Genomic DNA, 25,979 nt, shown 5'->3' on the forward strand with positions numbered 1-25,979 from the left:
GACAAGTTTTAAGGCCGGTCCATATGATAGCATGCCGCCCTTTGCCCGGCACGCACGTCCTCCATGTCCGGCATCGCGGTCCGACAGATATCCGTCGCCTTCCAGCAGCGAGGTGAAAAGACGCAGCCGGGCGGCGGGTTGAGCGGCGAGGGCGGGTCGCCCTGAAGCCGGATGCGCTGGCGCGCCCGCGCCGCCTTCGGGTCAGGGACAGGGGCAGCGGAAAACAGCGCCTGGGTATAGGGATGGGCCGGATGCTGGAAGACGGTGGCGCAATCGCCCGCCTCGACGATCCTGCCGAGATAGAGCACCAGCACGTCATCAGAGATCAAGCGAACGACCGAGAGGTCGTGGCTGATGAAGATCAGCGTCAGGCCGAACTCCTTGCGTAGTTTGCGCAGGAGCGTGATCACCTGGCCCTGGATCGAGACATCGAGGGCGGAGACCGGTTCGTCGCAGACGATCAGCTTCGGCCTCGTGACGACCGCGCGGGCAATGCCGATGCGCTGTGCCTGCCCGCCAGAGAATTCGTGCGGATAGCGATTGATCATTTCAGGCACGAGGCCGACGGCCGTCATTATGTCGCGAACGCGCTCCTGGCGCTCAGCGCGCGTCAGCTTCGGCTCGAATACGGTCAGCGGCTCGGCGATGATGTCGCCGACGGTCATGCGCGGATCGAGCGAGGCGATAGGGTCCTGGAAGATGATCTGCATGTCGCGGCGGGCGGCGCGCATCTCTTCGTCCGAGAGCTTCGTAAGGTCGCTGCCCTGCCACATGATCCGGCCCTTCTGCGCCCGCAAAAGGCGCAGGATAGAGCGTCCGAGCGTCGACTTGCCGCATCCGGATTCGCCGACGATGCCGAGCGTCCGCCCCTCCTTCAGCTCAAAGCTGACATCGTTGACGGCTGTCAGATAGGTCGGCGGCTTGAAGAAGGATTTCGAGGGAAGCTCGAATTGGGTGGTCAGATGCTCGACCTTGAGAAGCGTCCGCTCAGTCATGGGTCAGCACCTCCTCGCGGCGGGGAAAGGGATGGAAACAGGCGGCACTGTGGCGAAGTGCCAGCGTCTCGAGCCCGGGTGAGGCGTCAATGCAATCGTCCTGCGCTATCGCGCAACGCGGCGAGAAGCTGCAGCCACGCGGCAAATGCATGAGGTTCGGTGGTCGGCCTGGGATGACGGCGAGGTCGTCGACATCCTGGTCAGGGCGCGGGATCGAGGCGTGTAGTGCTGCAGTATAGGGATGCGCCGGGTTTTCGAACAGCTCGTCGACCGGCGCTTCCTCGACGATCCGCCCGGCATACATGACGGCGACGCGATCGGCGAGACCGGCGACAACGCCGAGATCGTGGGTGATCATCACCAGTGCTGTGTTCATTTCCGCGGTCAAGTCATTGAAAAGATCGAGAATCTGCGCCTGGATCGTGACGTCGAGCGCCGTCGTCGGCTCGTCGGCGATCAAGAGCTTCGGTTTGGTCAGGAGCGCCATGGCGATGACGATGCGCTGGCGCATGCCGCCTGAAAGCTCGTGAGGATAGAGGTTGAAGCGCCTGTCAGGATCAGGAATGCCGACGCGCTTCAGCATATCCAGCGCCGCTGCAGAGGCGGCGCGTGCGGTGAGCCCGCGATGAACCTCAAGCTGTTCAGTCAGTTGGCGGGAAATCCTCAGGGATGGATTCAAGGCCGTCATCGGATCCTGGAAGACCATTGCCATGTCCTTGCCGCGGACCTGGTCGAGCTCGCGCGGTTTCAGCGCCAGCACGTCGCGGCCCTCAAGCAGCGCTTGGCCGCTGGTATGGCCGTTCTTGGCCAGCAGGCCCATCAATCCCAGGAAGGTTTGGCTCTTGCCGGAGCCGGATTCGCCGACGATCGCGATGCGTTCGCCACGACGGACCGAGAGGTTCATCTTCGAGACCGCCGCGACCTCGCCCTCGGGCGTGCGGAAGGTGATCGAGTAGTCCTTAAGTTCAAGCAGAGTTTCGTTTTTCAGTGCCTGGGTCATGTCAGCGATCCCTGGGGTCGAAGGCGTCGCGCAGACCGTCGCCGATGAAGAGCAGGCTCATCAGCATGGCGACGAGAAAGCCCGCGGGGAAGAACAGCAGCCAGGGCGTGGTCTCCATCGAGCTGGCGCCATCGGCGATCAACGTGCCGAGCGAGGTCAATGGCTCTTGGACGCCGAAGCCGAGATAGGAGAGGAAGCTTTCGGTGGCGATGATTTCCGGTACCGTCAGCGCCGCATAGATCACCACCGGGCCGACGAGGTTCGGGACGATATGCTTGATGATGATCTTGAACGGCCGCTGCCCGGAAGCACGCGCCGCCTCGATGAACTCGCGATGCTTGAGGGAGAGCGTCTGGCCGCGCACGATGCGGGCCATTGTCAACCACTCTAGCGCACCGATCGCGGCAAAGAGCAGATAGACGTTGCGCCCGAAGATCACCATCAGCAGGATGACGAAGAGGATATAGGGAAGAGCGTACATGATATCGACGAAACGCATCATGACAGTATCGATCCGGCCGCCGAAATATCCGGAGACGGCGCCGTAGAGGACGCCGATGACGACCGCGACGAAGGTGGCAACGGCAGCAACGGTCAGGGAGACGCGGGTGCCGTAAAGGGTGCGTGCCAGCAAGTCGCGACCGTTTGCATCCGTGCCGAAATAGTGGCCGCTTGCAAAATCCGGAGCTGCCCGGAAGGCTGCCCAGTCCGGGTCTTCGTAGTTGAAGGGAATGAGGCTCGGCCCTACGATGGCAACGAGCAGCAGCAGCGCCATGACGACGAGGGCTAAAGCCGCTGCCTTGTTGCGCAACAGGCGTCGCACCGCATCCTTAGTGAGCGACCGGCTTTCGGGAGCCAGCCCCTCAGCGGCGATCAGCTCCGCCTCGAGCAATTCCCGTTTGGCAAGATTGAGGATCATCGCGTTCTCACTTTCGGGTCAAGCCACGCATAGGCGATGTCGACGAGCAGGTTCAGGAACACGATGAGCCCCATATAGAAGATGACCGTTCCAAGCACCATGCCGTAATCGCGGTTGAGGGCGGCGGCGATAAAATAGCGGCCAACCCCCGGCAGGCCGAAGATGCTTTCGACCACCAGTGAACCGGTGAGCAGATAGCTTGCCGCTGGGCCGAGATAGGAGACAACCGGCATAAGGGCTGGCCGCATTGCATGGCGCATGACCGTCAGCCTTGGGCCGATGCCCTTGGCCCTGGCAGTGCGGATATAGTTCTGGCTCATCACTTCGATCATCGATCCGCGCATCAGGCGCGAGATGCGTGCCGCATGCGGCAGTGCCAGCACGATGATTGGCAGGACGATATATTTTGCCGAACCATCGCCCCAGCCGCCGACCGGCAGCCAGCCAAGCTCGATACCAAAGACCAGCTGGAGGATCGGCGCAATCAGGAAACTCGGCAGGACAAGGCCGATCAGCAGGGTTCCGCCCAGCCAGTAATCCGCACTGCGGTTCTGGTAGAGCGCGCCAAGACAGCCGACGGCAACGCCGACTACAAGAGCCAGCACAAATGCCCAGCCGCCGATGGTCAGCGTGTAGGGAAAGCCGCTTAGCAACTGCTGCGTGACGCTGAAGTCCTGGTTGACGAAAGAGGGGCCGAGATCACCCTTCAGGACATCGAAGACGTAGATGGCATATTGCTGGAGGAGCGGCTTGTCGAGGTTGTAATGCGCTGCAAGGTTCCGCAGAACCGCCGGCGGCAAGGGTCTTTCGCCATCGAACGGACCGCCGGGAGCAAGGCGCATAATGAAGAAGCAGACTGTCAGGGCAATCCATATGACCGGGATTGTCGACAGGAGACGACGGAGTGCATAGCTGATCATGAGCGTGAACGGACCCTTTCCGGCATGGCTGGAAAGGGTCCCTGTTCCCAGTTACTGCTTGAAGGAAAGCCAACGGATGCGGTGGATATCCTGCACGTTGTCCTCATAACCGGCGATCTTCGGGGAGACGACGCTCCGCGAGACGTAATAGTAGATCGGGATTGCGGCGCTATCGTCCAGCGCAAGTTGCTCCGCCTGCTTGAACAGCTCGGCTCGCTTCTTGAGGTCCGTCTCTGCGCTGCCCTTTTTCAACAGGGCGTCATATTGTGGATTGCTCCACCGGCCGTAGTTCATGTCGACGCCGGTCGATAGCAGGTTCAGGAAGTTGATCGGGTCGTTGTAGTCGGCAAGCCAGCCGGCGCGGCCGATCTCCACCTTGCCGCGCTGCATTTCGTCGTAATGCACCTTGGTCTCGGTGTTGTAGAGTTCGATTTCCACGCCGAGCGGCTTCCACATCGAGGCGATCGCGGCAGCAATGCGCTTGTGGTTGTCGTTGGTGTTGTAGCGAAGCTGGGCCTTTAGCGGATGGTCCGGTCCGAACCCTGCTTCCTTCAGGAGCTTCTTTGCCTCCTCGACCTTCTGGCCATAGGGCTCGTCCTTCCAGCTCACATAGGCGGGCTCGCCGTAATTGGCGGTGCCCGGCGGAACCCAGGAATACATTGGCAATTCGCCGGTGCCGAGGATCTTCGGGCCGATGACTTCGCGGTTGACGGCCATGGAAAGAGCCTGGCGCACTCGCTTGTCGTTGAAGGGAGGCTTGGTTGCGTTGACAACGTAATAATAGGTGCCGAGGAAGGGCACCACATGCGCCTGACCGGGCAAGTTCGTTTTCATCCATTCGTACTGGTCGGCCGGGAACTCCGTCAGGATATCGAATTCGCCGGCGCGATAGCGCTTCAGCGCGGCCGCCTGATCTTCCAGCGTAAAGAAGGTAACGGTATCGATCTTGACGTTCTTCGCATCCCAGTACAGATCGCTCTTAACGACGGTGACGTGCGAGCCGGGCACCCATTCGGTCGGCTTATACGAGCCGTTGGTGACGATATTGCCGATCTTGACCCAGTCGTCGCCCTTGGCCTCAACCACATGCTTCGGCAAGGGATATGCCGTGTAGTGCATGAGGGCGCTCAAGAAATAGGGCGTCGACTCGTTGAGCGTGATTTCGAGCGTCTTGTCATCGATCGCCTTGACGCCGAGCTGGCTGAAATCCGTGATTTCGCCTTTGTTGATCTTTTCGGCATTCTTGATGGTGAACTGGAGATAGGCATAGTTGGCCGCGGTCTTCGGGTCCATCAGCCGCTGGAAGGCGAAGACGAAGTCTCCCGCCGTGACCGGCTGGCCGTCGGACCACTTGATGCCGTCGCGCAGCTTGAAGGTATAGACCTTGCCATCAGGCGAGATAGTCCAGCTTTCGGCCTGGCCGGGGATCGGATTGTCCTTGGGGTCTTCGGTGACGAGGCCCTCGAAGATCGACCCTTCGATACGGTTTTCCCAGTCGCCGGAGACCTTCTGCGGATCAAGTGAGGTCGGATCGCCACCGTTGTGAATATTAAGCGTCGTCGCGTGCGCCGCGACCGAAATCAGCGTCCCGGCCAATGCTAGCGCCAGGGATCTCTTCGTGAAAAATGTCATGATAGCCCAACCTTTCTGGAGTGTTCGCCTTGTTTTCAAGGTCGTTCAATGTTCCCGCAGATGACCTGTACGTGCAGGTCAATTAGCAACCTATTGAAAGTCGCCGTGCATTCAACCCCCTAAATTAGCGAGTGACAAAGCGACACGGGTTTGTCCACAAACGCCACCGCCTCCCGTGACGGCATGCGCCGGTGTTGACGCACCCGAGGACCCCGTCCTTTGGAATTGTAATTTGGCGCCCGGCAGCTAGTGTGCCACCTTGAGAATTATTCGAGAGAAGGCGGATTGTTTCATGGAATCAGAGGGCAGGGCCGTTGGTGCCGACTGGTGGCGTGGTGCGGTGATCTATCAGGTCTATCCCCGATCGTTTCAGGATACCGACGCCAATGGGCTCGGCGATATCAAGGGCATCACCAGACGCCTGGTGCATATCGCCTCGCTCGGCGTTGACGCAATCTGGTTGGCGCCATTCTTCACGTCGCCGATGGCGGACATGGGCTACGACGTTTCGAATTATTGCGATGTCGATCCGATCTTCGGGACGCTTGCCGATTTCGACGAGATGCTTGCCGCCGCGCATGCGCTGGGGCTCAAGGTTATCATCGACCAGGTGATTTCCCATACCTCCGACAAGCATCCCTGGTTCGTCGAAAGCCGCTCCAACCGCACCAATCCGAAAGCCGACTGGTATGTCTGGGCCGAGCCGAAACCCGACGGCACCGCGCCGAACAACTGGCTGTCGATCTTCGGGGGACCGGGCTGGGAATGGGACGGCGTCCGCCGGCAATATTACCAGCACAATTTCCTGATCTCGCAGCCTGATCTCAATTTTCACAATCACGAAGTTCAGGATGCAGTGCTGTCTGCGATCCGGTTCTGGCTTGACCGGGGCGTCGATGGCTTCCGGCTAGACACCGTCAACTATTATTTCTGCGACAAGCTTTTGCGGGACAATCCGCCGGTCGAGCCGAGCGAAGAAGCCGGAGGGCTCGATGCGCCCGACAGCAATCCCTATGGCATGCAGAACCATCTCTACGACAAGACGCAGCCGGAAAACATCGGCTTCCTGAAGCGGCTGCGCGCGCTGCTCGACACCTACGAGAACCGCGCCACCGTCGGCGAGGTCGGCGACGGCGCGCGGTCGCTGCAGACGCTTGCCGCCTATACCAGCGGCGGCGACAAGCTGCATATGTGCTACACCTTCGATCTGCTCGGCCCGGAATTCACCCCTGCACATTTCCGCCGATGCGTCGGGTCGTTCCAGGAAAGCGTCATCGACGGCTGGGTCTGCTGGGCATTCTCCAACCACGACGTCAATCGGCATGTGAGCCGCTTTGCCAAGACTGAAGAGGAGCGGCCGAGGGTCGCCAAGCTTGCGATATCGCTGCTGTCGACGCTGCGCGGTTCGATCTGTCTCTACCAGGGCGAAGAACTCGGATTGCCCGAGGCCGATCTTGCCTTCGAGGACCTGCGCGATCCCTACGGCATCCGCTTCTGGCCGGCCTTCAAGGGGCGCGACGGATGCCGCACGCCAATGCCCTGGGAAGCGGGCAGGGTACATGCGGGCTTCACCACGGCTGAAAAATCCTGGCTGCCGGTGCCCTATCTGCACGCCGTGCTTTCCGTCGACAAGCAGGAGGCTGAACCTGATTCCGTGCTCAACCACTACCGCCATACCCTGGCCTTCCGCAGACATCATCCAGCCCTCTTCGACGGCGATCTTGTCTTCGTCGACACCAAGGAGGACGTGCTTGCGTTCACTCGTGAGAAAAATGGAGAGACCCTGCTCTTCGTTTTCAACCTGGCGAGGAAACCGGTGGTAGTGCCGTTGCCGAAGGGGGTGACGATCAAGGAGGTCGTGCCGATGCCCGGCTTCATCCCGCAGACCGCGGTGAGGAGCGTCAAGCTCGACGGGCTTGATGCGTTTTGCGGGCGGGTGGGATAATCCTATCGCGACACCGATCACTAACCAATCAGCATGAATCGATCCACATCCACCATGCCCTTGTCCGAGATCTTCAGATGCGGGATGACCGGTAGCGGCAGGAAAGCCAGTTGCAGGAATGGCTCTTCCAGCGTCGAGCCGAGGGCGAATGCGGCCTTGCGCAGCCGGTGCAGCGTGTCGCGAACGCTTTCATAGGGCTCAAGGCTCATCAGGCCCGCGACCGGCAGCGAAATCTCGCCTGTTATCTTGCCGTCCTCGACGACGACGAAGCCGCCCTTGATCTCGCCGAGGCGATTGGCGGCCATGGCCATGTCGTCCTCGCTGACGCCGACGATGCAGATATTGTGGCTGTCATGGCCGACGGTCGAGGCGATGGCACCCTTCTTCAGGCCGAAGCCCTGGACGAAGCCGTTGGCATGGTTGCCGTTTTTGCCATGGCGCTCGATGACGGCGACCTTGATGATGTCGTTGGCGAGATCGACGGTCGTCTGGTTGCCTTCTGCCGGCAGGCGGAAACGCCGATGCTCGGTGATGATCTTGCCCGGCATGACGCCGATGACTGATGTTTCGCCTTCCGCCACCGGCACGCCAAAGTCGGCGGCGTTGACCGTGCGGGCCTTGACACTGTCGAGCCCGACGGGTGCGACCGGGCCTCGGGTCGCAAAGAGAGCGTCGGTGACAAGACGTCCGGCGGCAAAGACCATCTCCGCCTTGCAGTTTTCCAGGCTGTCGACAATGACAAGGTCGGCGCGCCAGCCAGGGGCCACGAGGCCGCGGTCGCGAAGGCCGAAGGCGCGGGCAGCGGAGATGGCGGCGGCTCGGTAGATGGCCAGCGGCTCGATGCCATGGGCGATCGCGGTACGGATCATGTAGTCGAGGTGGCCCTGTTCGGCAATGTCGAGCGGATTGCGGTCATCGGTGCAAAGCGCGATGAAGGGCGACAGGCGTTCTGTGATGATCGGCATCAGCGCGTGAAGGTCCTTGGAGACCGAACCTTCGCGCACCAGGATGTGCATGCCCTTGCGGATTTTCTCCAGCGCTTCTTCCGCCGTCGTGCATTCGTGTTCGGTGCGGATCCCGGTTGAGAGATAGCCGTTGAGATCGTTGCCGCGCAAAAGCGGCGCGTGGCCGTCGATATGGCCGCCCTGGAAGGCATCGAGCTTTGCCATGCAGATCGGATCCTTGTGGATCACGCCGGGAAAATTCATGAATTCCGCCAGCCCGATGACCTTCTCATGATGGCGATACGGCAGCAGCTTCTCGATCGGCAGATCGGCGCCCGAAGTCTCGAGATGCGTTGCGGGCACGCAGGAGGAGAGCTGGACGCGGATGTCCATGATCGTCTCGCGAGCGCTGTCGAGAAAGAACTCGATCCCCTCGGTGCCGAGCACGTTGGCGATCTCGTGCGGATCGCAGATGACCGTGGTAACGCCATAGGGCAAGACGCAGCGATCGAACTCATGCGGTGTCACCAGCGAGGACTCGATGTGGAGATGCGTGTCGATGAAACCTGGAACGACGATCCTACCGGAAATATCGATCACCTCGCGGCCGAGATATTCGCCGCAGGTGCCGACGATGCGGTCGCCTGAGATGGCGATGTCGGAAGCAACCAGTTCGCCGGTGACCAGATCGAAAAAGCGCCCGCCCTTGAGGACGATATCGGCAGGCTCGCGTCCGACACCCTGATCGATCAGACGCTCGAGTTTTTCAGTCATGGGGTGTCCTTGGCGCGCTGTGAGTCTGGGTTGCCCCTCACCCTAACCCTCTCCTCGCTTTACGGGGAGAGGGGACTGCTTCGAATTTGCGGATATTGCGGTATTGGCGTAGCCCTCCACCTCCCCCTTGATGGGGGAGGTCGCGCGGAACGCGCGGGTGGGAGTGACCATTGGGTGTCGCAAGAGGTCACCCCACCCCGGCACTGCGTGCCGACCCTCGCCATCAAGGAGAGGGTAAGCCTAGATATTGTTCTGCAAAATCTCCCTGAGCTTGCCAAACAGCTCGTCGATATGGTGCTTCTCGATGATGAGAGGCGGAGACAGGGCGATGATGTCGCCCGTGGTGCGGATGAGGACGCCCTTTTCATAGGCTTTCAGGAAGGCGGTGAAGGCGCGCTTGGTCGGCTCGCCGGCGATCGGCTCGAGCTCGATGGCGCCGATGAGGCCGGTGTTGCGGATGTCGACGACATTGGGGCAGTCGCGCAACGAATGCAGGCCGTCAGCCCAGTAGTCGGAAAGCTCGGCGGCGCGCGTGAGAAGGCCTTCTTCCTTATAGGTTTCGAGTGTCGCCAGCGCTGCGGCGCAGGCTATGGGATTACCGGAATAAGTGTAGCCGTGCATGAATTCGATCATGTGCTCCGGCCCCTGCATGAAGGCATCGTGGATCTCCGAGGTCACGAACACGGCGCCCATCGGGATGACGCCGTTGGTCAGGCCCTTGGCGGTGGTGATCATGTCCGGAATGACGTCGTAATATTGAGCGGCAAAAGGCGCGCCCAGGCGTCCGAAGCCGGTGATAACCTCGTCGAAGATCAGGAGGATGCCGTGCTTGGTGCAAATCTCGCGGAGCTTCTGCAGGTAGCCCTTCGGCGGGATCAGCACGCCGGTTGAGCCCGAGACGGGTTCGACGATGACGGCTGCAATCGTTGAGGCATCATGCAGCGTGACGATGCGCTCGAGCTCGGTCGCGATATCGCCGCCGTGTTCCGGCTCGCCCCTGGTGAAGGCGTTCTTGCCGGGGATGTGGGTATGCGGCATGTGATCGACGCCGGTCAGAAGCGTGCCGAACATCTTGCGATTGGAAACGATGCCGCCGACCGAAATGCCGCCGAAATTGACGCCGTGATAGCCGCGCTCGCGGCCGATCAGGCGGAAGCGCGAGCCATTGCCCTTGACCCGGTGGTAGGCCAGCGCAACCTTGAGCGCCGTCTCGACCGATTCCGAACCGGAGTTGGTATAAAGGACATGGTTCATGCCTTCGGGCGCGATATCGACGAGGCGGTTCGCAAGTTCGAACGCCTTGGGGTGGCCCAGCTGGAACGCCGGCGCGTAGTCCAGTTCGCCAGCCTGTTTGCTGATCGCCTCGGTGATCTTCGGACGGCAGTGTCCGGCATTGACGCACCAGAGGCCAGCGGTTCCGTCCAGCACCTGCCGGCCGTCATGGGTGGTATAGTGCATGTCCTTGGCGCCGACAAACAGACGCGGTTCCTTTTTGAACTGGCGGTTCGCGGTGAACGGCATCCAGAACGCCCTGAGATCGTTGGGCGTGGCATTCAAACGGTCGGACATGATCTTCTCCATGGCCATGCGGGGGCCAGCTCCCGGTCGCGGCTTGGCGCCTGATTATTTACTGCCCGGTCAAATTATCAGCCGATCAGGGGGCGTCAAGACAAGGTCGTAAATTATGCCGGAGCGATGTGAACTGGAAGGTGCAAAAAGAAAGGTCGGCAAACCCTAAAGTTTACCTACCTCTCCAGCGCAATCATTTCGGAATGAAAATTTAGTTGACCGATCACCTGAGGCTTCCCCGGCCTGTCGAAATATACTCAGTAATTAATATTAGCCTTTTGCCCTTTTAACATGGGCTGGCGACCTACTAAGCCGCCGACTTAGCTTTCTCGGTGTCGCAATAGATAACTTCCAGGGTCGTCAGAATCATCATGACCTGCTCGAACGAACTGGAATAGTAAATGGCTTGGGCGTCTCTGCGCGTCTTCACCAACTTCTGAGCGCGAAGCTTGGATACGTGCTGCGAGAGAGCGGATTGGCTCAGCCCCACATGGTTGGCGAGATTGCCAACCGGCACTTCCCCCCGGACGAGGCTGCACAAAATCATCAAGCGCTTTGGATTGGCCATCGCCGACAACAGAGCTGCTTCGCGATTTAACGGATGATAAAAAATGCCAACATATCCTGACGATTGTATATACCTAGATTTAAGGTATCGAAGTTGTTACTTTAGACATGTAGGACTTTGTGTCAACATAGTGCTCGATATGACAGCAAAAGTCATATCTCAAGGCTTTGTTTCCAGTAATTAGGTCGAAACCACCCGCATCTACACCCGATATACGCCACCTCTGCGGCGCACCTGAATTCAACTTGCCGGCGAATTCTGCGAGCAGGTCCGAATGGCATAATACTAAATCTCGCACTATGGCGTCGGCATCGTTTGCAATGGTCTCGTTGGCAGGCGAACGAATCTCCAGGTCTTCGCCGGGCAAAAGATAGGCTTTTCCAAAGCCGCCGTTGAGGCTGGCTGACAGAGGACGAAGGCGGAGGAAAGCGAAGTCGGCAAAGTCGATATAGAGTTTTGCCTTCGGATGCCGGCTGAGGAAACGGGCGCGGAGACGGCCGTGCGTCGGCGTCGTGCGGTCCACTTTTTCCGCGATGCATTGAACCGTCAACCGGGGGTGCGCCAGGGGATCGCCCCTGCCGGGCTCTCCCACCAGCAGGGATGCCCGCGGGTCCCGGGACAATGCCCTGGTATGCGCGGAGAGCGCCGACACAAGGATGATCGGAACGCCATCGATATCGGTGCCGAGCAAAACTCGGCTCGCCGCTGGAAATCCGTTGTCCGGATCGATGACGGCAAGCGCCGCATAACCTGCAGTGCGCAGCAGCACGCGCGCAAGCTTGCGTGCCTCGTCGTCGGTCTCGCGTATCACCGAGGGTTTGTCGCTCATGACCTTCCCCGTCTCATCAAACGGAGCCAGAGGCGGCGGGCCTGACTGCTGTCAGGCCTGCTCCTTGCGCCGGTGGCTGGTGAGGCCGGCAACGATGTCCTGGGCGCAGATCGTGCCGATGATAGCGCCATTGTCGACAACGCCGATGCTGCCGGGTTGGCGGGCGAGCGCGTCGAGAATGTCGATCAGCGGCGTTGTCGAGCGCGCCGTGGCGGTTACCGTATTGCCCGAGGCGGCGTGGCCGAGACCCGGCTGCATGACATCGCGTGCGGTCAGCATGCTGATCGGGTTCATATGCTGGACGAAATCCGCGACATACTGGTCGGCCGGGTTCTTGACGATCTCCTGCGGCGTGCCGCACTGTATAATGCGGCCGCCTTCCATGATGGCGATGCGATTGCCGATGCGGAAGGCTTCGTCAAGATCGTGGCTGACGAACAGGATGGTCCGTTTCAGGCGGCGCTGGAACTCCAGCAATTCGTCTTGCAGGCGGGTTCGGATCAGTGGATCGAGAGCCGAGAACGGCTCGTCCATCAGCAGGATGGGCGCGCCTGTTGCGAACGCGCGGGCAAGGCCGACGCGCTGCTGCATGCCGCCTGAAAGCTCGTTGACCTTGCGGTTGGCCCATTGGGTCAGGTTGACGAGCTCGAGCTGTTCGCCGACCCGCTTCTTGCGTTCCGCCTCGGGAACGCGGGCAAGTTCGAGGCCAAAGCCGACATTGTCGGCGACCGTACGCCATGGCAGCAAGGCAAACTGCTGGAACACCATGGAGACAGTGTGCATGCGCAGGTCGCGCAGAGCTTTGGCGTTGCATTTGTATGGGTTCTGGGCCCCGTTGACGGTCTGGACGGAAACCTCGCCGCGCACAACGGGTGCAAGACCATTGACGGCGCGCAGCAGTGTCGACTTGCCCGATCCGGAAAGCCCCATCAGCACCAGGATCTCGCCTTCCTCGATATCGAGCGAAGCATGGGCGACGCCGAGCACATTGCCGGTCGCGGCGCCGATCTCGTCGCGGGACTTGCCCTGGTCGACCATCATCAGCGCATTTTCCGGACGGTCGCCGAAGATGATGTTGACGTCCTTGAAGGTGACTGCAGTGCTCATACGCCATCTCCTGCCGAGGTGCGGAACATGCGATCTAGGATGATCGCCAAGATGACGATGCAGAGGCCCGATTCAAAGCCCTTGGCGACGTTGACCGTGTTCAGCGCCCGGACGACCGGGACGCCGAGGCCGGCAGCGCCGACGAGTGCCGAAATGACCACCATCGACAGCGACAGCATGATCGTCTGCGTCAGCCCCGCCATGATCTGCGGCATCGCGAACGGCAGTTCGACCTTGCGCAGCACCTGCGTCGGGGTGGCGCCGAAGGATTCGGCGGCTTCGACCAGGGATGGCGGCGTCGAGATGATGCCGAGGCGGGTCAGGCGGATGGGAGCGGGGATCGCGAAGATGACGGTGGCGATCAATCCCGGGACCATGCCAAGCCCAAAAAGGATAAGCGCCGGAATGAGGTAGACGAATGTCGGAATAGTCTGCATCAGGTCGAGGATCGGTCGCATGAAGGAATAGACCCAGGCGCGACGCGCGGCGGCGATGCCGAGCGGCACGCCGACGAGCATGCTGACGAAGGTGGAGGCCAGCACGAGTGCCAGGGTCTCGGTCGTTTCCTTCCAGTAGCCCTGGTTCATGATCAAGAGCAGGCCCAGACAGGTAAGCACAGCAACAAGGATCGAGCGCCGCAGCAAATAGGCAACCGCTGTGATGGCCAGGATGACGATGAACGGGTTAGGCTCCTGTAGAATGTACAGCAGCGCCGCGATCACGTGCGACAGGACAAAGGCCAGCCGGTCGAAGAACCATCCGCCGCTCGTCGTCAGCCAATCTACGAATTGTTTCGCCCATGCGCCGATGGGAATGCGATAATCGGTTATCCAGGTCACATTTCTCGCCCGCGATTAGAAGGAACCGGTTACAGCGCCGGAGGAGGTCCGGCAGAGGATGCTGTAGCACTTTGAACTGAAACATATTTTTTGTCACCAGACCTGCTTTGATCCAGTGAGACATGCAACAGCAGGTCACAACGAAAGGGGGCGGTTGTCCGCCCCCTTGGTTGCGATCAGAGGCCAAGCTTTGTCTTGACCGCGGCGGCAGCGTCGCCGCCGTCCTTGGTGGTAACGCCGGCAAGCCAGGGCGCAACGACGGTCGGGTTAGCCTTCAGCCATGCGGTGGCTGCTGCGTCCGGCTCGGCGCCATCGTTCTGGATCTTGCCCATGATCTCGTTCTCCATTTTCAGAGAGAAGACCAGGTTCTTCAGCAGTGTGCCGACATTCGGGCATTGCTGCGTGAAGCCGGCGCGAACGTTGGTATAGACGGTTGCGCCGCCATAGTTCGGGCCGAACGTGTCGTCGCCGCCCGACAGATAGGTCAGCTTGAAGTTCGTGTTCATCGGATGCGGCTCCCAACCGAGAAAGACGATCGGCTTGCCGTCCTTGTTGGAGCGGGCAACCTGGGCAAGCATGCCCTGTTCCGAGGATTCGACGACGTCGAAGCCCTTGAGGCTGAACTGGTCCTTGTCGACCATGCCGATGATCAGGCGGTTGCCGTCGTTGCCCGGCTCGATGCCGTAGATCTTGCCGTCAAGGTCCGCCTTGTGGGCAGCGATGTCCTTGAAGTCCTTTATGCCAAGGGCAGCACCCTTTTCATTGGTGGCAAGCGTGTACTTTGCGCCTTCGAGATTGGCGCGAACCGTCTCCACCGACTTGTCGTCGGCAAATGGCTTGATGTCTGCCGCCATCGACGGCATCCAGTTGCCGAGGAAGACGTCGATGTCCTTGTTTTTCATCGAGGTGTAGGTCACCGGTACGGAAAGAACCTTGGAGTCCGGCTCGTAGCCGAGGCTCTTCAGGATGACCGACGCAGTTGCCGTCGTCGCGGTGATGTCGGTCCAGCCGACGTCGGAGAAATGGACGGTGCTACAGCTGGCCGGTTCGGCAGCTGAAACCGATACATTGGAGATACCTAGCGCCAGCGCGGTAAGAGCTGTCGTCAGGGTCAGTGTCATTGCACTCATTTTTATCATTGCGTGACTCCCAGTCTAACGTTCCCAAGCAATCACCAATATCTTATATTTACAAGCGACCTCAGTGTATTTGCGGCGGTTTCGAGGGCCCGATTGCGACGTCCGGGCGATATAACGGAAAATTGACACAGGCCAGGCTGCGTCATCAGGTCATCGCCCAGAGGTGCGCGGGCTGTCCTATGCTGTCGTTGTTGCGGGGTGCCGCATTTTTTTTGGGTCGGGGAGGGGTCGCGATGAAATGGCAATGTCTGGCGGCTGGGGCAGCCCTTGTCCTGTCCGCGGCGACAGCCTTTGCTGACGGAGATGCGGTCGCAGGCGCCCAGGTGTTCAAGAAATGCGGCTCCTGCCATACCGCGACCGAGCCGGTAAACAGGGTCGGTCCGTCGCTGATGGGCGTTGTCGGCCGCCCTGTGGCCTCGGTTGCGACCTACAGCTATTCGCCTGCCATGAAAGCCTTCGCCGAGGGCGGAAAGGTCTGGGACGAGGCACTGCTGCGGAAATATCTCCCAAGCCCGCAATTTCTAGTCAAGGGAACGCGGATGACCTTTCCGGGGCTGAAAAGCGACAAGGATCTCGACAACATCATTGCCTATCTGAAAAATCCGGGTGCCGCTCAATAAGAATTATTTCTCGAGACCAGAGGAACATTTTCTTTGCACATTTAAGCGGTTAGTCTCAGCTGCGTCGGTAATCGGAGAGAGTTTATGGCAAAGCCACCGTCGTTGGAAAGCGATGCCGTCAAGGCGCGCGAGACGCTGGATAACGCACTGCAGGGGCTTGCCGCCAGCGATGCGGCGCTCGCGGGCCATTCGAGGGGCGCTGCTCGGCGCGGCGCGATCAACTTCCCGGCGGAAGAGGCGCTGGTCGAGGAGACGCTCAGGCTGCTCGAGCGATGGAAGTCGCAGGTTGCGACGCTGCTGACCGGGCTTGATGCCGCGACCGGCGATACGACGCTGGCATTCGCGCGGCTGTTCGACGAGACCGCAGGGCAGCCGTCCGGAGGTTATCTCAAACGCAAGGTCCACCTGACGCACCCTCATCCGGCAGCAATCGCAGCCGAGCTTGAAAATCAGCTGGCGGCCGGCGCCGTTCTCGACGGCATGCTGAACGCATTCCGCCCGGAGCTGCGAAAGCGTCACAGAGAGTGTGAAGATCACCTCTTGCGTATCATCGAGCAGCGCCAGCGGGTCGATTTCGACATCGAGGATGTTCAGCGCCAATCGGACGTGGTCACGTTACAGATAACCGATCGACGCGCCGGCATAGCCTCGGGCGGCAATCGTGCGACGCTCATTGCCCTCGAAGAGGAACGGAAAGCGCTGGTAGCGGATCGCGATGTGCTCCACGCAAAGGAGCTCGAATTCAAGCCGGAGCGCGAGAGCTTGCAGCGGCTGATTTCAATCTACGAGGATTTTGTCGATACGCTGAACACGCATATTGGCGTTGTCAACGCGATGATGGGCAAGCTTGCCCTCGACAATGAGCAACGTATTGCACTGTTGAAGGCCGCGCAGGTGCAGCTAAGCAATCCGACGGCGCTCTCGATCGCCTCCGTTGCCTCGCTTGTCGCTGCGTTCGACGCCAATGTGCTGGCGGGGCATGATCTGTTGGAACGCAAGCGAACGGCCGACGCGGCTTTTGCGCGAAGGCTGGAGGCGCGGGCGCAACCGGATGACCCGCCCGAGGAGGCGGTCGCTGCGGACGAAGCGATAGCCGGCGCTTGAGAGCGGTTGTCGCCCGAAATATCACGAATGCTGGTTGCTCTTACCGGGGAGTGCCCATATCTGCACTGGAGCAGGTTCCATCCGAAAGTGTCGCAATTTTCGGACCCCTGCACGAAAGCGCGTCGCCGTCCGAGCGTGCAAAGGGAGATGCCTAATGCTTGATCCAATCGTTGCCTTCCTCAGGCGCATGTTGCGCGCCGTCGGGCGCGCCTTGAGCTTGCTTGTGGTTTGGGCGACCTGGCCCTTTCTCGCGGCGCATGGATGGTATCGCCAGCGCAATTGGTTCATCAAGCTTCCGCTTGCTGCCTTCGTCCTGTTGATAGGGTGCCTTTACGTCTATTTCATCTGGCAGACGCAGGCCTGGACGGGCTTTGATCCCAACTATATCGACCGCTACAAGCTCGCCGATCGCAAACCGGCAGGGCAGGAGCTGCCACCTGTCGACGCGAGCCAGGCGACGGCTGCAAAGGTCTGTCAGCCCTCAGCACTTGTCGACGTGACGGCGGACCTTATCGACTTCAACGTCAACCAGAATGCTTGGATTTCGTCCATGCTCATGTTCAAGCTCGGCTTTTTCGGGATGGACTGGGACAGCACACCGTTCTTCGACAACAAGGCCGCGTTCCAGCGTGGCGTCAATCAGGCGGTTCGTCGGACGGCGGTCGAGCTGGTGGATTCGCTCGGTCGTGTTCGCGGCACATCAGGGATCAACAACGATCTCCAGAGCGCCCGGGGCAATTTGCAGTTCGACGAGTCCAGCTGGTATTTCGGTTTTCGGCCCTTTGGCCCGAAGACGCCGACGCCGAGCTACTATCGTGCCGCCATCAACAGCCTTCGAAAGTTCAATACCGATCTTGGCAAGTGCAGTGCCACCTTCGACAGCCGCGCCGACAACCTGATCCAGTTCATCGACCGCATCACCAACGATCTCGGTTCCACGTCGGACGTTTTGGCCGAGCGCTCGGAAAAGCACAATTACGGCTGGTTCGACATGCGCGCCGACGACCGGTTCTGGTTCGCCTATGGCCAGCTCTACGGTTATTACGGGATACTGGATGCCGCCGGATCGGATTTTTCCAAGGTTCTGGCCGAGCGCAATGTCGGCACGCTCTGGACCGATACCATGAAGCAATTCCAGGCAGCGCTTCGTATTCAGCCGCTGATCATCTCGAACGGACGCGAGGACGGCTGGATCATGCCGAGCCATCTGGCGACGATGGGTTTTTATATTCTGAGGGTGCGCTCCAACCTGGTGGAGACAAGGGCGGTTCTTGGCGGCAGATAGTCCCGGCTCAAAGACAACCAGACTTGGAGAGATCGTCAGTTTATCAGTTTCAACCTGATAGCCTTGGCGACGAGCTGGGTGCGGTTCACGCCGTCGAGCTTTTTTGGTCGCATTGGTCATGTAGGCGTTGACGGTTTGATCCGACAGGGAAAGGATCTGGCCGATCTCGATGGATATGTTTCCCTGCGCCGTCCAGCGAACGATCTCAAATTCGCGCGGCGATAGCGCTTGCTGGACGGCACCTTCGCTGCGCACGATGAAAATGTAGCTATCGAGCGCCTGCAGCATGTTCATCCAGAGCTCGTTGAGCTCGACCTGGGTAAGGCCGCTGCGATTGCCTAGGAACCAAAAGACGAGCCTTTGGCCGTGCGTCGCATTGATCGGACTGGTGACACCCATCGCCAGCTCGTGGTGTCGGCACCCAGCCCTCCGGCGGATTGGACCCTTCCGGCTCCGGCTTCCAGGCGGGCGGCCCGGCTTACCTGCAACGCTTCGCACGCGAGCAGGTGATCTCGATCAACACGGCGGCGGCCGGCGGCAATGCCGGCATAGTCGCGATGGGAGACGACTGAGGCCGGGCCTCGGATTACTTGCCATTGGCGCGGGCGGTTGCTATCGATTCAGGATCTGCAGTTACTTTCGGACTATCCAGTTCATGGTATGGGCGTACTTGAAACAGTTTTTGCTACGGAGCGCGACGTTGGCGGCACCATTGGTCGCGGCGTTCCTTGTCGCCTTGCTGCCAATGGCGCCGGCAAACGCCGCCGCGGTGCCGGTCCTCGATCGGCCGATGGAATTCCTGGTGGTTCATGGGGACGGCAGCTATTGTCGAAGCGACGGCAACTGCGCCGACTGGATCTCTGCCGAGGGACAGATCTTTGCCGATTCGCCGGGAAAACTGCAGAAGTTTCTCAAGCACCTGGGCAACAGGAAGCTGCCGATCCTGGTGCGTTCGCCCGGCGGCGACGTTGCTGCCGCGATGCAAATGGGAACCATCATCCGCAGACAGGGGCTGTCGGTTGCCGTCGGCGGCACCCGGGCTCGTGATTGCCCCTATGGCGATCCTCTTTGCAAGGAGGCGCGGCAGAAAGACGGTTCGCTCGCCGGTGAAGTCTATTCGAATGGCGCCGTCTGTCTTTCTGCATGTCCGCTGGTTCTGGCCGGTGGCATCAGAAGGATCGCCAGTTCCTCGGCCGCGATCGGCGTGCATCAGATCACCACGACCTATCGCGAGGTCCGGGTTCAATACCGCACCGAATACGAGGTCCTCAACGGCAAGAAGCGGATCCTGTCCAAGCGGGAGGTCGGCCGAAAGATGGTCGGTAAACGCGATACGACGAAGCTGGGGGCAAGGCAGAAGGCAGCCCTCATCGCCTATCTCGGCAAGATGGGTGTCGATGCGAAACTGTTCGATCTGATGATGAGCGCGACACCTCAGTCGATCCGCGTTCTATCGCAGACGGAGGCGCTCGATCTTGGGATGACCACCGAACTGGCCACCGCCGACCAGCTTGTGCTTGCGGAAGCGTGCCCGGCTGGCAGGACGCTTGCAACCTGCACTGCGCCGATTGCTCCGTTGGCGCCTGTTGCTCCGCCCGCGCCAACCATTGCGCCCCAATCTCCACCGTTGCCGGATACGCCGGAGCCCGGCATGCCGACGCCGACCGTGCAGCAGGCGGCAATGCCAGAAGCTGGCCATCTGGGGACATTTACCCGGACCGCCTAATTTCCTTGGCTTGCCTGGCCTTGGTCACGATCCGCTCGAGTTGGGGTGCGATATCCGACATTCGGTCGTGTCTTTGCGCCGGTTCTATTCACAGTTCCCCGCCGTTGCGGTAAATCCCGCTCAGCCGGTTGTGCCGAGCAAGAGGGAGCCTGGTCGAATGGGGACTGCAAGATCCGACATCGAAATAGCGCGTGCGGCGATTAAGGTGCCGATCGTCGAGATCGGCGCAAGGCTCGGTATCCCACAGGAGGAGTTGGTCCCCTACGGCCATGACAAGGCGAAGATCAGCGCGGCATTCATCGAGGCGCAAATGCTCAGGAAAGATGGCAAGCTGATCCTCGTCACCGCGATTAACCCGACGCCGGCCGGCGAGGGCAAGACCACGACGACGGTCGGTCTTGGCGACGGGCTCAACCGTATCGGACAGAAGGCCGTCGTCTGCATCCGCGAGCCTTCGCTCGGGCCCTGTTTCGGCCAAAAGGGTGGAGCTGCGGGTGGCGGCTATGCCCAGGTCATTCCGATGGAAGACATCAACCTGCATTTTACGGGTGATTTCCATGCGATCACCTCGGCCCATAATCTGCTGGCGGCGCTGATCGACAACCACATCTACTGGGGCAACGCCCAGAACATCGACATGCGGCGCGTCACCTGGCGGCGGGTGCTTGATATGAACGATCGGGCCTTGCGCAACGTCGTCGTTTCGCTCGGCGGTGCTGCCAACGGCTTTCCGCGCGAAAGCGGCTTCGACATCGCCGTCGCATCGGAGGTGATGGCGATCCTTTGCCTGGCGACCGATCTCAAAGACCTGGAGCGCAGGCTCGGCGCCATCATTGTGGGATATCGCTTCGACAAGACGCCGGTATTTGCCCGCGATCTCAAGGCGGACGGCGCGATGGCGGTGCTGCTCAAGAATGCAATGCAACCCAATCTCGTCCAGACGCTGGAGAACAATCCGGCCTTTGTGCATGGCGGGCCGTTTGCCAATATTGCCCATGGCTGCAATTCGGTCGTCGCCACGCGCACCGCCTTGAAGCTTGCCGACTACGTAGTGACCGAGGCCGGCTTCGGGGCGGATCTCGGCGCCGAGAAATTCTTCGACATTAAGTGCCGCAAGGCCGGTCTCTCGCCGGACGCGGCCGTTATCGTCGCGACCATACGCGCGCTGAAGATGAACGGCGGCGTGGCAAGGGAGGATTTGGGCAAGGAGAATGTCGGCGCGCTGGTCGAGGGCTGTGTCAACCTCGGGCGGCATATCGACAATGTCCGCAAGTTCGGCGTTCCCGTGGTGGTCGCGATCAATCATTTCACCTCGGATACCCAGGCGGAAGTCGCCGCCATCAAGGCCTATGTGTCAAAGTTCGGCACCGAGGCTATTCTGTGCCGTCATTGGGCGGAAGGCTCTGCCGGCATCGAACAACTGGCGCACAAGGTAGTCCAGCTTGCAAGCTCGGGGGTCGCACGCTTCACGCCGCTTTATCCCGACGATATCCCCCTTATGGAGAAGATCGAAATCGTCGCCTCCGAGATCTACAATGCCGGTGAGGTAACGGCTGACAAGACTGTCCGCGACCAGCTGGATGCGTGGGAGAAGGAGGGCTATGGCAACCTGCCGGTCTGCATCGCCAAGACGCAATATTCCTTCTCGACCGATCCCACCGTTTTCGGCGCCCCGGCGGGACATGTCGTTCACGTCCGCGAGGTGCGCCTCTCGGCCGGCGCCGGCTTCGTCGTCGCTATCACGGGCGATATGAGAACCATGCCCGGCCTGCCGAGATCACCGTCGGCTGAGCGAATCTTCGTCAATGAAGACGGATATATAGAGGGGTTGTTTTAGAGGTTGAATCCGGCAGTTAACGAGGGACATCAACGCCTTCAGAACCTTGCAGGCCATCTCTGCGACGTGTGCATGAAGGTGAGGATTTCGATGCGATTTTCGGCCTGCGCTAGACGATGATCTGGCAAAGATCAGTGAGAACATTGTCAGCCGCCGAAGGGTTTTGAGCGCCAATGTAACAGCCGATATCGTCGAACCGGGATGATGCCCTTTTCGTCCCCTTAACGTGCAGCTTCATTGGGCCGGCCTGATACGGACATACTTGTCAAAGTCGGCGTCAACTTCGTCGTCCGAGGCACAATCGCTTTGTCGGCGTCTGCGGCTTCGATTTCCGCAATTTGCCACTCCTCGCGTTCGACGAATTCCTCGATTGCGAGTTCCACCATTTCAACAGATGACAGCTAACGTCGCTTGGCTAGGCGAGGCCGTCGTTTCATGCCTTTCAAAGGTGAATATCGTCATCAGCGGCACTCGGCGCTGGTTTCAAGCACAAGCTTAAGAGCTTGGCCATTTGATTCAAGCGTAAATCTTAATTTGTTGAAATTAATGCCTATTCTCAATGACAATACCGGAATCCACCAGAGCGTTTCATCACGTCTAGATGGAAGTGATGTTCGTGGGCGGCGTCGCTTTCGGGGTCGAGTACGGTCGTGAAATAGAGGCATCCGGCGGCGCTGACGCTGCGTTGGAATGCGCCTGTGAGCGTCGGGTCTTCGCGTCTGGGCTCGACGGCAACCGTCGTGCCGTTTTGAAAGGTGAAGCTGGCGACGTCGATGGCGTTGCCGCGGGCATGTTCCGAGATTTTCCCCGTAGTGGCGTTGTTGCGCAGCCGGCAGATATATGTCGATGCCTGGTTGATCGTGGCGATCGGCCCGGCATCCTTGAGTGCGGTTGCCGCGTCCGGAATGACGCTCTGCTTCATCCAATGGGCAAGCGCCAGCGCCGCCTCGCAGCGCATCGTGCCTTCCGGCTTTACCTTGATGCCGGGCAGGGCTTCCGACAGTGCGATCGGCTTGTCGATGCCGCAGCCATTGCCGTCGTCGATGCGTGGTATGTCCTTGAAGACGGCGCCCATCGCCTGCAGGTCCTTCATGCAGGACTGATGGTCCTCGTCGGATTCGGGCTCGATGGTCAGCGGAGGTTCAGGCGGCTTGGCATTGTCTTCGGATGGGGCTGCTTGCGGCGCCTCGCCGGGCTCGCGCGGCTTGGCGCCTTCCGGTTCGACAGGATTTCCGGGGTTGGGCGTTTCGCTCCGTGGCTGCTTGCTATCGGGAGCTTCCGATTTGTTTCCTGGTTCCTCAGGTTTCGGGGTCGGCGTTGGAAGATTGGTGGGTGTCTCGGGCTGCTCCTGTCCAGGCTTTGTTTCCGGCAGAGGGCCGGTTTTTGGAAGGGAGGCTGCTGTCAGGAGGCATAGACAGGCAGTGGCCGTGGCAATCCGAAATACGATCAAGCGTGTCACCCGTTGCGGTTATCTCGTCGGGGACAACGCGCTCAGGGTGCAATTCGTTGCAATTCGGTCACGAAAGACGCCAGCGGTTAAACTTGATTAAAGAATTCATGATTATGTCCAGCCTATATATTGACAAATATTGTCATGTTTTTTATGCGGCAGAAAGAAGGCGGCGATTGAGCGGCTTTCGACCCTAGCCAGCCCCTTGGGTGCATCAAGCGCGCCAACCAGCCAGCCCGGTGACATCACTCGAAAGGAATGGTTATGGTTGTCCGGCGATCCCGCTCGGTTCTCTTGGCGTGCACGGCATTTTTGGCTCTGGGAATGGGCACTGCCTCCCAGGCGCAGACGGTAAAACAGGGCAGCTCCACAGATGTTGCCTCCCCAAAGGACGATACAGCAACGGCCTTGAAGAAAATTGTAGTCAAAGGCAACAAGCCGTCGAAGGATGTGGTGGCGGATACGCCGCTTGCCTCCGAGACCACGGCGCAGACCATCAACGACAAGCAGATCAACAGCATCGCTGATCTGGGACGCAGCACGGAGGTCGGCGTCGGCTACAATCCCACAAACGGCAGCACCAACATTCGCGGCCTCGGCGATGATCGGGTGCTGACCACGATCGACAGTATTCAGATTCCGTTCCTGCTGGACGGCGCGCGCGATGCGGACGGCGGCACCAACAGCTTCGATTTCAACATGCTCTCGACGATCGATATCGTCCGCGGTGCCGATTCGAGTCGCGGCGGCTCGGGTGTGCTTGGCGGTGCGGTGGTTCTGCGCACGCTGGAACCCGGGGACTTGATCAAGCCCGGCGCGACCTTTGGCGGCATCTTCAAGCTCGACTATGACGGCGACGACCGGAGCGTCGGGGCGTCGGCTGCCATTGCCAAGCGGATCGAGAATACGGCTGTCCTGTTCCAGGGTGGCTACCGCCGCGGCCATGAGACGGACAGCAATGGCGACGTCGGCGGCTATTCGACCACGCGCACCGAGGCGAACCCGGCCGACTACAATCAGAAGAACCTGCTCTTCAAGATCCGCCAATACACCGATTCAGGCAGCATCTTCGGCCTGACGGCGGAGCACTTCGCCAAGGACGTCGACACGGATCTAAGAACCCTTCAGGCGCCTAAGGGAAACTTCCGGCCCGGTGACTACGACGGCAGCAACGATACATCACGCGACCGCGTCTCGCTCGACTACAAGTTCGAGGCGGCCGATGACGATGCGCTGTTCGACAGCGCCAACGCGGTGTTCTACTGGCAGCATCTGCTGCGCGAAAATGGAAGCGCCGGCTATCGCAACACCGCCGTCATCGGCGATTACTGGCGCCGAAACGAGATCGAGGATCGGGCCATCGGCTTCAACGGCGACGTTGAAAAGTCCTTCGATACCGGCGCCCTAAATCACAAGGTCACAGCCGGCCTGAATGTCTCCTTCGACAAGACGCGCCAGTATTCCGCAGGCAAGGATAGCTGCAGCGTCCGCTTCACCTATAGCTGCAACTTCTTGCATACCAACCAGTCCGACATGCCCGATATCGACGGCAAGCGCGTCGGTGCATTCGTCGACGACAAGATCACGTTTGGTTCAAGCGCCTTTTCGCTGACGCCGGGTCTGCGCTTCGACTGGTACGATTATTCGCCTGAGAGCACTGATGCCTATAGCCGCAGTGCCAACTACAGCGGCATGCCCGTCGGCCAATCCGACAGCCGCTTCTCCCCGAAGCTGCGTGCGTCCTACCAACCGCAGGACGATGTCGAGATTTATGCTCAGTGGGCGATGGCTTTTCGCGCACCGAACGTGACGGAGCTCTATGAGAACTACGGTGTTCCCGGCGGATATGTCAGCTACGGCAACCCCGACCTCAAGCCGGAAACTAGCAACGGCATCGAGATAGGCACGAACCTTGGCGACAAGGATTTCGGCGGCCATATCGGCGTTTTCTATAACCGCTACAAGAACTTCATCGATTCCGAAAGCTCCGCCGATCCGACCGGCACCTATCCGCTCGGCATTACCGAATACTTCAATCGCGCCAATGTTCGCATCTACGGTCTCGAGGCCAAGGTCCACAAGACCTTCGACAACGGCATCCACATCAACGGCGCGTTCGCCTATTCGAACGGCAAGGACAGCGATTCGGGCGCCTACATCAGTTCGGACGTTCCGGCAAAGGCCGCCCTCGGCGTCGGCTACGCCACAGAGACCTGGGGAACCGACCTCACCTTCATCACGGCAGCGAGCGAGCCGAAGAGGGATGGAGACAAATTCCGCACGCCGGGCTACGGCATCTTCGACCTGACGGCCTGGGCACAGCCGAAAAAGGTAAAAGGCCTGACCTTGCGCGCAGGCGTCTACAACATTTTCGACAAGACCTACTACAACGCACTCAACACCACCGGCACTCTGCCCCAGCCCTATGCCTACTATTCGCAGCCTGGGCGCACCTTCAAAGTGTCCTTGACGCAGGCCTTCTGATTGCCCGAAGTCTTTCGACACCGCTGGGCGGCGCTGCGGCGGCGCCTTTTCTTTGGGTGACATCGTGGTGTGACTTCAGACTTGACGTTGTTTCGCGCCGCGCTGGATGCTAGTAGAATGACATAACCGAGCGAGAAAGGAGGGCCGTATCATGATTATCTATCTCTGGCGTAATCGTCAGTTCGGCCCGAACAATGCCCTGCGGATGCGTTTGCAGGGCTGATCAGAGGCTGTAGCTCATTTAACTCCTTCCTGGTCTGCCCCTTAAGGCATGCAGTTGCGAACTGTTCGTG

The 25,979-nt window shown here is 60.0% G+C and carries 21 protein-coding genes and 1 pseudogene; 8 read left to right on the forward strand and 14 right to left on the reverse strand.

Annotated features, from left to right (window positions below; translation table 11 throughout):
• Positions 1-8 precede the first annotated feature (8 nt).
• The 5 genes from AB4Z52_RS02370 to AB4Z52_RS02390 are packed head-to-tail and all read right to left on the reverse strand — an operon-like array spanning position 9 to position 5,466.
• Entirely contained in the window at positions 9-995 is a 987-nt protein-coding gene (locus AB4Z52_RS02370; protein ID WP_442216284.1) for an ABC transporter ATP-binding protein, read from the reverse strand.
• On the reverse strand, positions 988-1,995 hold the full coding sequence (locus tag AB4Z52_RS02375; protein ID WP_442216285.1) for an ABC transporter ATP-binding protein: 1,008 nt from the start codon (positions 1,993-1,995) through the stop codon (positions 988-990). The genes AB4Z52_RS02370 and AB4Z52_RS02375 overlap by 8 nt, the downstream gene beginning before the upstream one ends.
• A 1-nt stretch (position 1,996) precedes the next feature.
• On the reverse strand, positions 1,997-2,914 hold the full coding sequence (locus AB4Z52_RS02380) for an ABC transporter permease subunit (RefSeq protein ID WP_442216286.1): 918 nt from the start codon (positions 2,912-2,914) through the stop codon (positions 1,997-1,999).
• Positions 2,911-3,834: an ABC transporter permease subunit gene (locus tag AB4Z52_RS02385; RefSeq protein WP_442216287.1), complete on the reverse strand. Its 924-nt coding sequence runs from the start codon at positions 3,832-3,834 to the stop codon at positions 2,911-2,913. The genes AB4Z52_RS02380 and AB4Z52_RS02385 overlap by 4 nt, the downstream gene beginning before the upstream one ends.
• 51 nt (positions 3,835-3,885) lie before the next feature.
• Positions 3,886-5,466 (reverse strand): peptide ABC transporter substrate-binding protein, encoded by a 1,581-nt coding sequence (locus tag AB4Z52_RS02390; protein WP_442216288.1) that lies wholly within the window; start codon positions 5,464-5,466, stop codon positions 3,886-3,888.
• A gap of 292 nt (positions 5,467-5,758) precedes the next feature.
• Here AB4Z52_RS02390 and bglA point away from each other — a divergent pair, with 292 nt between their 5' ends.
• Positions 5,759-7,411 carry a beta-galactosidase BglA gene (gene bglA / locus AB4Z52_RS02395; RefSeq protein ID WP_442216289.1) on the forward strand — a complete coding sequence of 551 codons (1,653 nt, stop codon included), beginning with the start codon at positions 5,759-5,761 and terminating at the stop codon, positions 7,409-7,411.
• Positions 7,412-7,431: 20 nt separating this feature from the next.
• Here bglA and ade read toward each other — a convergent pair whose 3' ends face one another.
• From ade to AB4Z52_RS02430, 7 genes are all read right to left on the reverse strand, one after another.
• Positions 7,432-9,129: an adenine deaminase gene (gene ade, locus AB4Z52_RS02400; protein ID WP_442216290.1), complete on the reverse strand. Its 1,698-nt coding sequence runs from the start codon at positions 9,127-9,129 to the stop codon at positions 7,432-7,434.
• Positions 9,130-9,369: 240 nt separating this feature from the next.
• Positions 9,370-10,698 carry an aspartate aminotransferase family protein gene (locus AB4Z52_RS02405; protein ID WP_442216291.1) on the reverse strand — a complete coding sequence of 443 codons (1,329 nt, stop codon included), beginning with the start codon at positions 10,696-10,698 and terminating at the stop codon, positions 9,370-9,372.
• Positions 10,699-11,005: 307 nt separating this feature from the next.
• Positions 11,006-11,311 carry an ArsR/SmtB family transcription factor gene (locus AB4Z52_RS02410; RefSeq protein ID WP_442216641.1) on the reverse strand — a complete coding sequence of 102 codons (306 nt, stop codon included), beginning with the start codon at positions 11,309-11,311 and terminating at the stop codon, positions 11,006-11,008.
• 34 nt (positions 11,312-11,345) lie between these two features.
• Positions 11,346-12,095: a HugZ family pyridoxamine 5'-phosphate oxidase gene (locus tag AB4Z52_RS02415; protein WP_442216292.1), complete on the reverse strand. Its 750-nt coding sequence runs from the start codon at positions 12,093-12,095 to the stop codon at positions 11,346-11,348.
• A 51-nt stretch (positions 12,096-12,146) separates the two neighbouring features.
• Positions 12,147-13,202: a choline ABC transporter ATP-binding protein gene (choV, locus tag AB4Z52_RS02420; RefSeq protein ID WP_442216293.1), complete on the reverse strand. Its 1,056-nt coding sequence runs from the start codon at positions 13,200-13,202 to the stop codon at positions 12,147-12,149.
• The gene (gene choW / locus AB4Z52_RS02425; protein ID WP_442216294.1) at positions 13,199-14,041 is read right to left on the reverse strand and encodes a choline ABC transporter permease subunit; all 843 of its coding nucleotides are present in this window, start codon (positions 14,039-14,041) and stop codon (positions 13,199-13,201) included. The genes choV and choW overlap by 4 nt, the downstream gene beginning before the upstream one ends.
• A 176-nt stretch (positions 14,042-14,217) precedes the next feature.
• Positions 14,218-15,162, reverse strand: a complete 945-nt coding sequence (locus AB4Z52_RS02430; protein WP_442216642.1) for a choline ABC transporter substrate-binding protein — start codon at positions 15,160-15,162, stop codon at positions 14,218-14,220.
• Positions 15,163-15,413: 251 nt separating this feature from the next.
• Between AB4Z52_RS02430 and AB4Z52_RS02435 the strand changes: the two genes are divergently transcribed.
• The 3 genes from AB4Z52_RS02435 (at position 15,414) to AB4Z52_RS02445 (ending at position 18,189) form a co-directional block, all read left to right on the forward strand.
• On the forward strand, positions 15,414-15,800 hold the full coding sequence (locus tag AB4Z52_RS02435; protein WP_442216295.1) for a c-type cytochrome: 387 nt from the start codon (positions 15,414-15,416) through the stop codon (positions 15,798-15,800).
• Positions 15,801-15,884: 84 nt separating this feature from the next.
• Complete coding sequence (locus AB4Z52_RS02440) at positions 15,885-16,904, forward strand: hypothetical protein (RefSeq protein WP_442216296.1); 1,020 nt, start codon at positions 15,885-15,887, stop codon at positions 16,902-16,904.
• 154 nt (positions 16,905-17,058) lie between these two features.
• The gene (locus tag AB4Z52_RS02445) at positions 17,059-18,189 is read left to right on the forward strand and encodes a DUF2333 family protein (protein ID WP_442216297.1); all 1,131 of its coding nucleotides are present in this window, start codon (positions 17,059-17,061) and stop codon (positions 18,187-18,189) included.
• 35 nt (positions 18,190-18,224) lie between these two features.
• Here AB4Z52_RS02445 and AB4Z52_RS02450 read toward each other — a convergent pair.
• A pseudogene (locus AB4Z52_RS02450) lies at positions 18,225-18,630 on the reverse strand (response regulator transcription factor); the annotation flags it as partial.
• Between AB4Z52_RS02450 and AB4Z52_RS02455 the strand changes: the two are divergent.
• From AB4Z52_RS02455 to AB4Z52_RS02465, 3 genes are all read left to right on the forward strand, one after another.
• Positions 18,627-18,761, forward strand: a complete 135-nt coding sequence (locus AB4Z52_RS02455) for a hypothetical protein (protein ID WP_442216659.1) — start codon at positions 18,627-18,629, stop codon at positions 18,759-18,761. The pseudogene AB4Z52_RS02450 and the gene AB4Z52_RS02455 sit on opposite strands and share 4 nt — an antisense overlap.
• A 128-nt stretch (positions 18,762-18,889) precedes the next feature.
• Positions 18,890-19,915: a hypothetical protein gene (locus AB4Z52_RS02460; RefSeq protein ID WP_442216298.1), complete on the forward strand. Its 1,026-nt coding sequence runs from the start codon at positions 18,890-18,892 to the stop codon at positions 19,913-19,915.
• A 157-nt stretch (positions 19,916-20,072) separates the two neighbouring features.
• Positions 20,073-21,752, forward strand: coding sequence for a formate--tetrahydrofolate ligase (locus tag AB4Z52_RS02465; RefSeq protein WP_442216299.1), 1,680 nt, complete (start codon positions 20,073-20,075; stop codon positions 21,750-21,752).
• A gap of 556 nt (positions 21,753-22,308) precedes the next feature.
• On the opposite strand, the gene AB4Z52_RS02470 is transcribed toward AB4Z52_RS02465, so the two are convergent.
• The gene (locus AB4Z52_RS02470) at positions 22,309-23,211 is read right to left on the reverse strand and encodes an extensin-like domain-containing protein (protein WP_442216300.1); all 903 of its coding nucleotides are present in this window, start codon (positions 23,209-23,211) and stop codon (positions 22,309-22,311) included.
• Positions 23,212-23,466: 255 nt separating this feature from the next.
• Between AB4Z52_RS02470 and AB4Z52_RS02475 the strand changes: the two genes are divergently transcribed.
• The gene (locus AB4Z52_RS02475; protein WP_442216301.1) at positions 23,467-25,686 is read left to right on the forward strand and encodes a TonB-dependent hemoglobin/transferrin/lactoferrin family receptor; all 2,220 of its coding nucleotides are present in this window, start codon (positions 23,467-23,469) and stop codon (positions 25,684-25,686) included.
• Positions 25,687-25,979 lie beyond the last annotated feature (293 nt).

This window comes from Rhizobium sp. 2YAF20 (genome assembly GCF_052114685.1).
Lineage (GTDB): Bacteria > Pseudomonadota > Alphaproteobacteria > Rhizobiales > Rhizobiaceae > Rhizobium.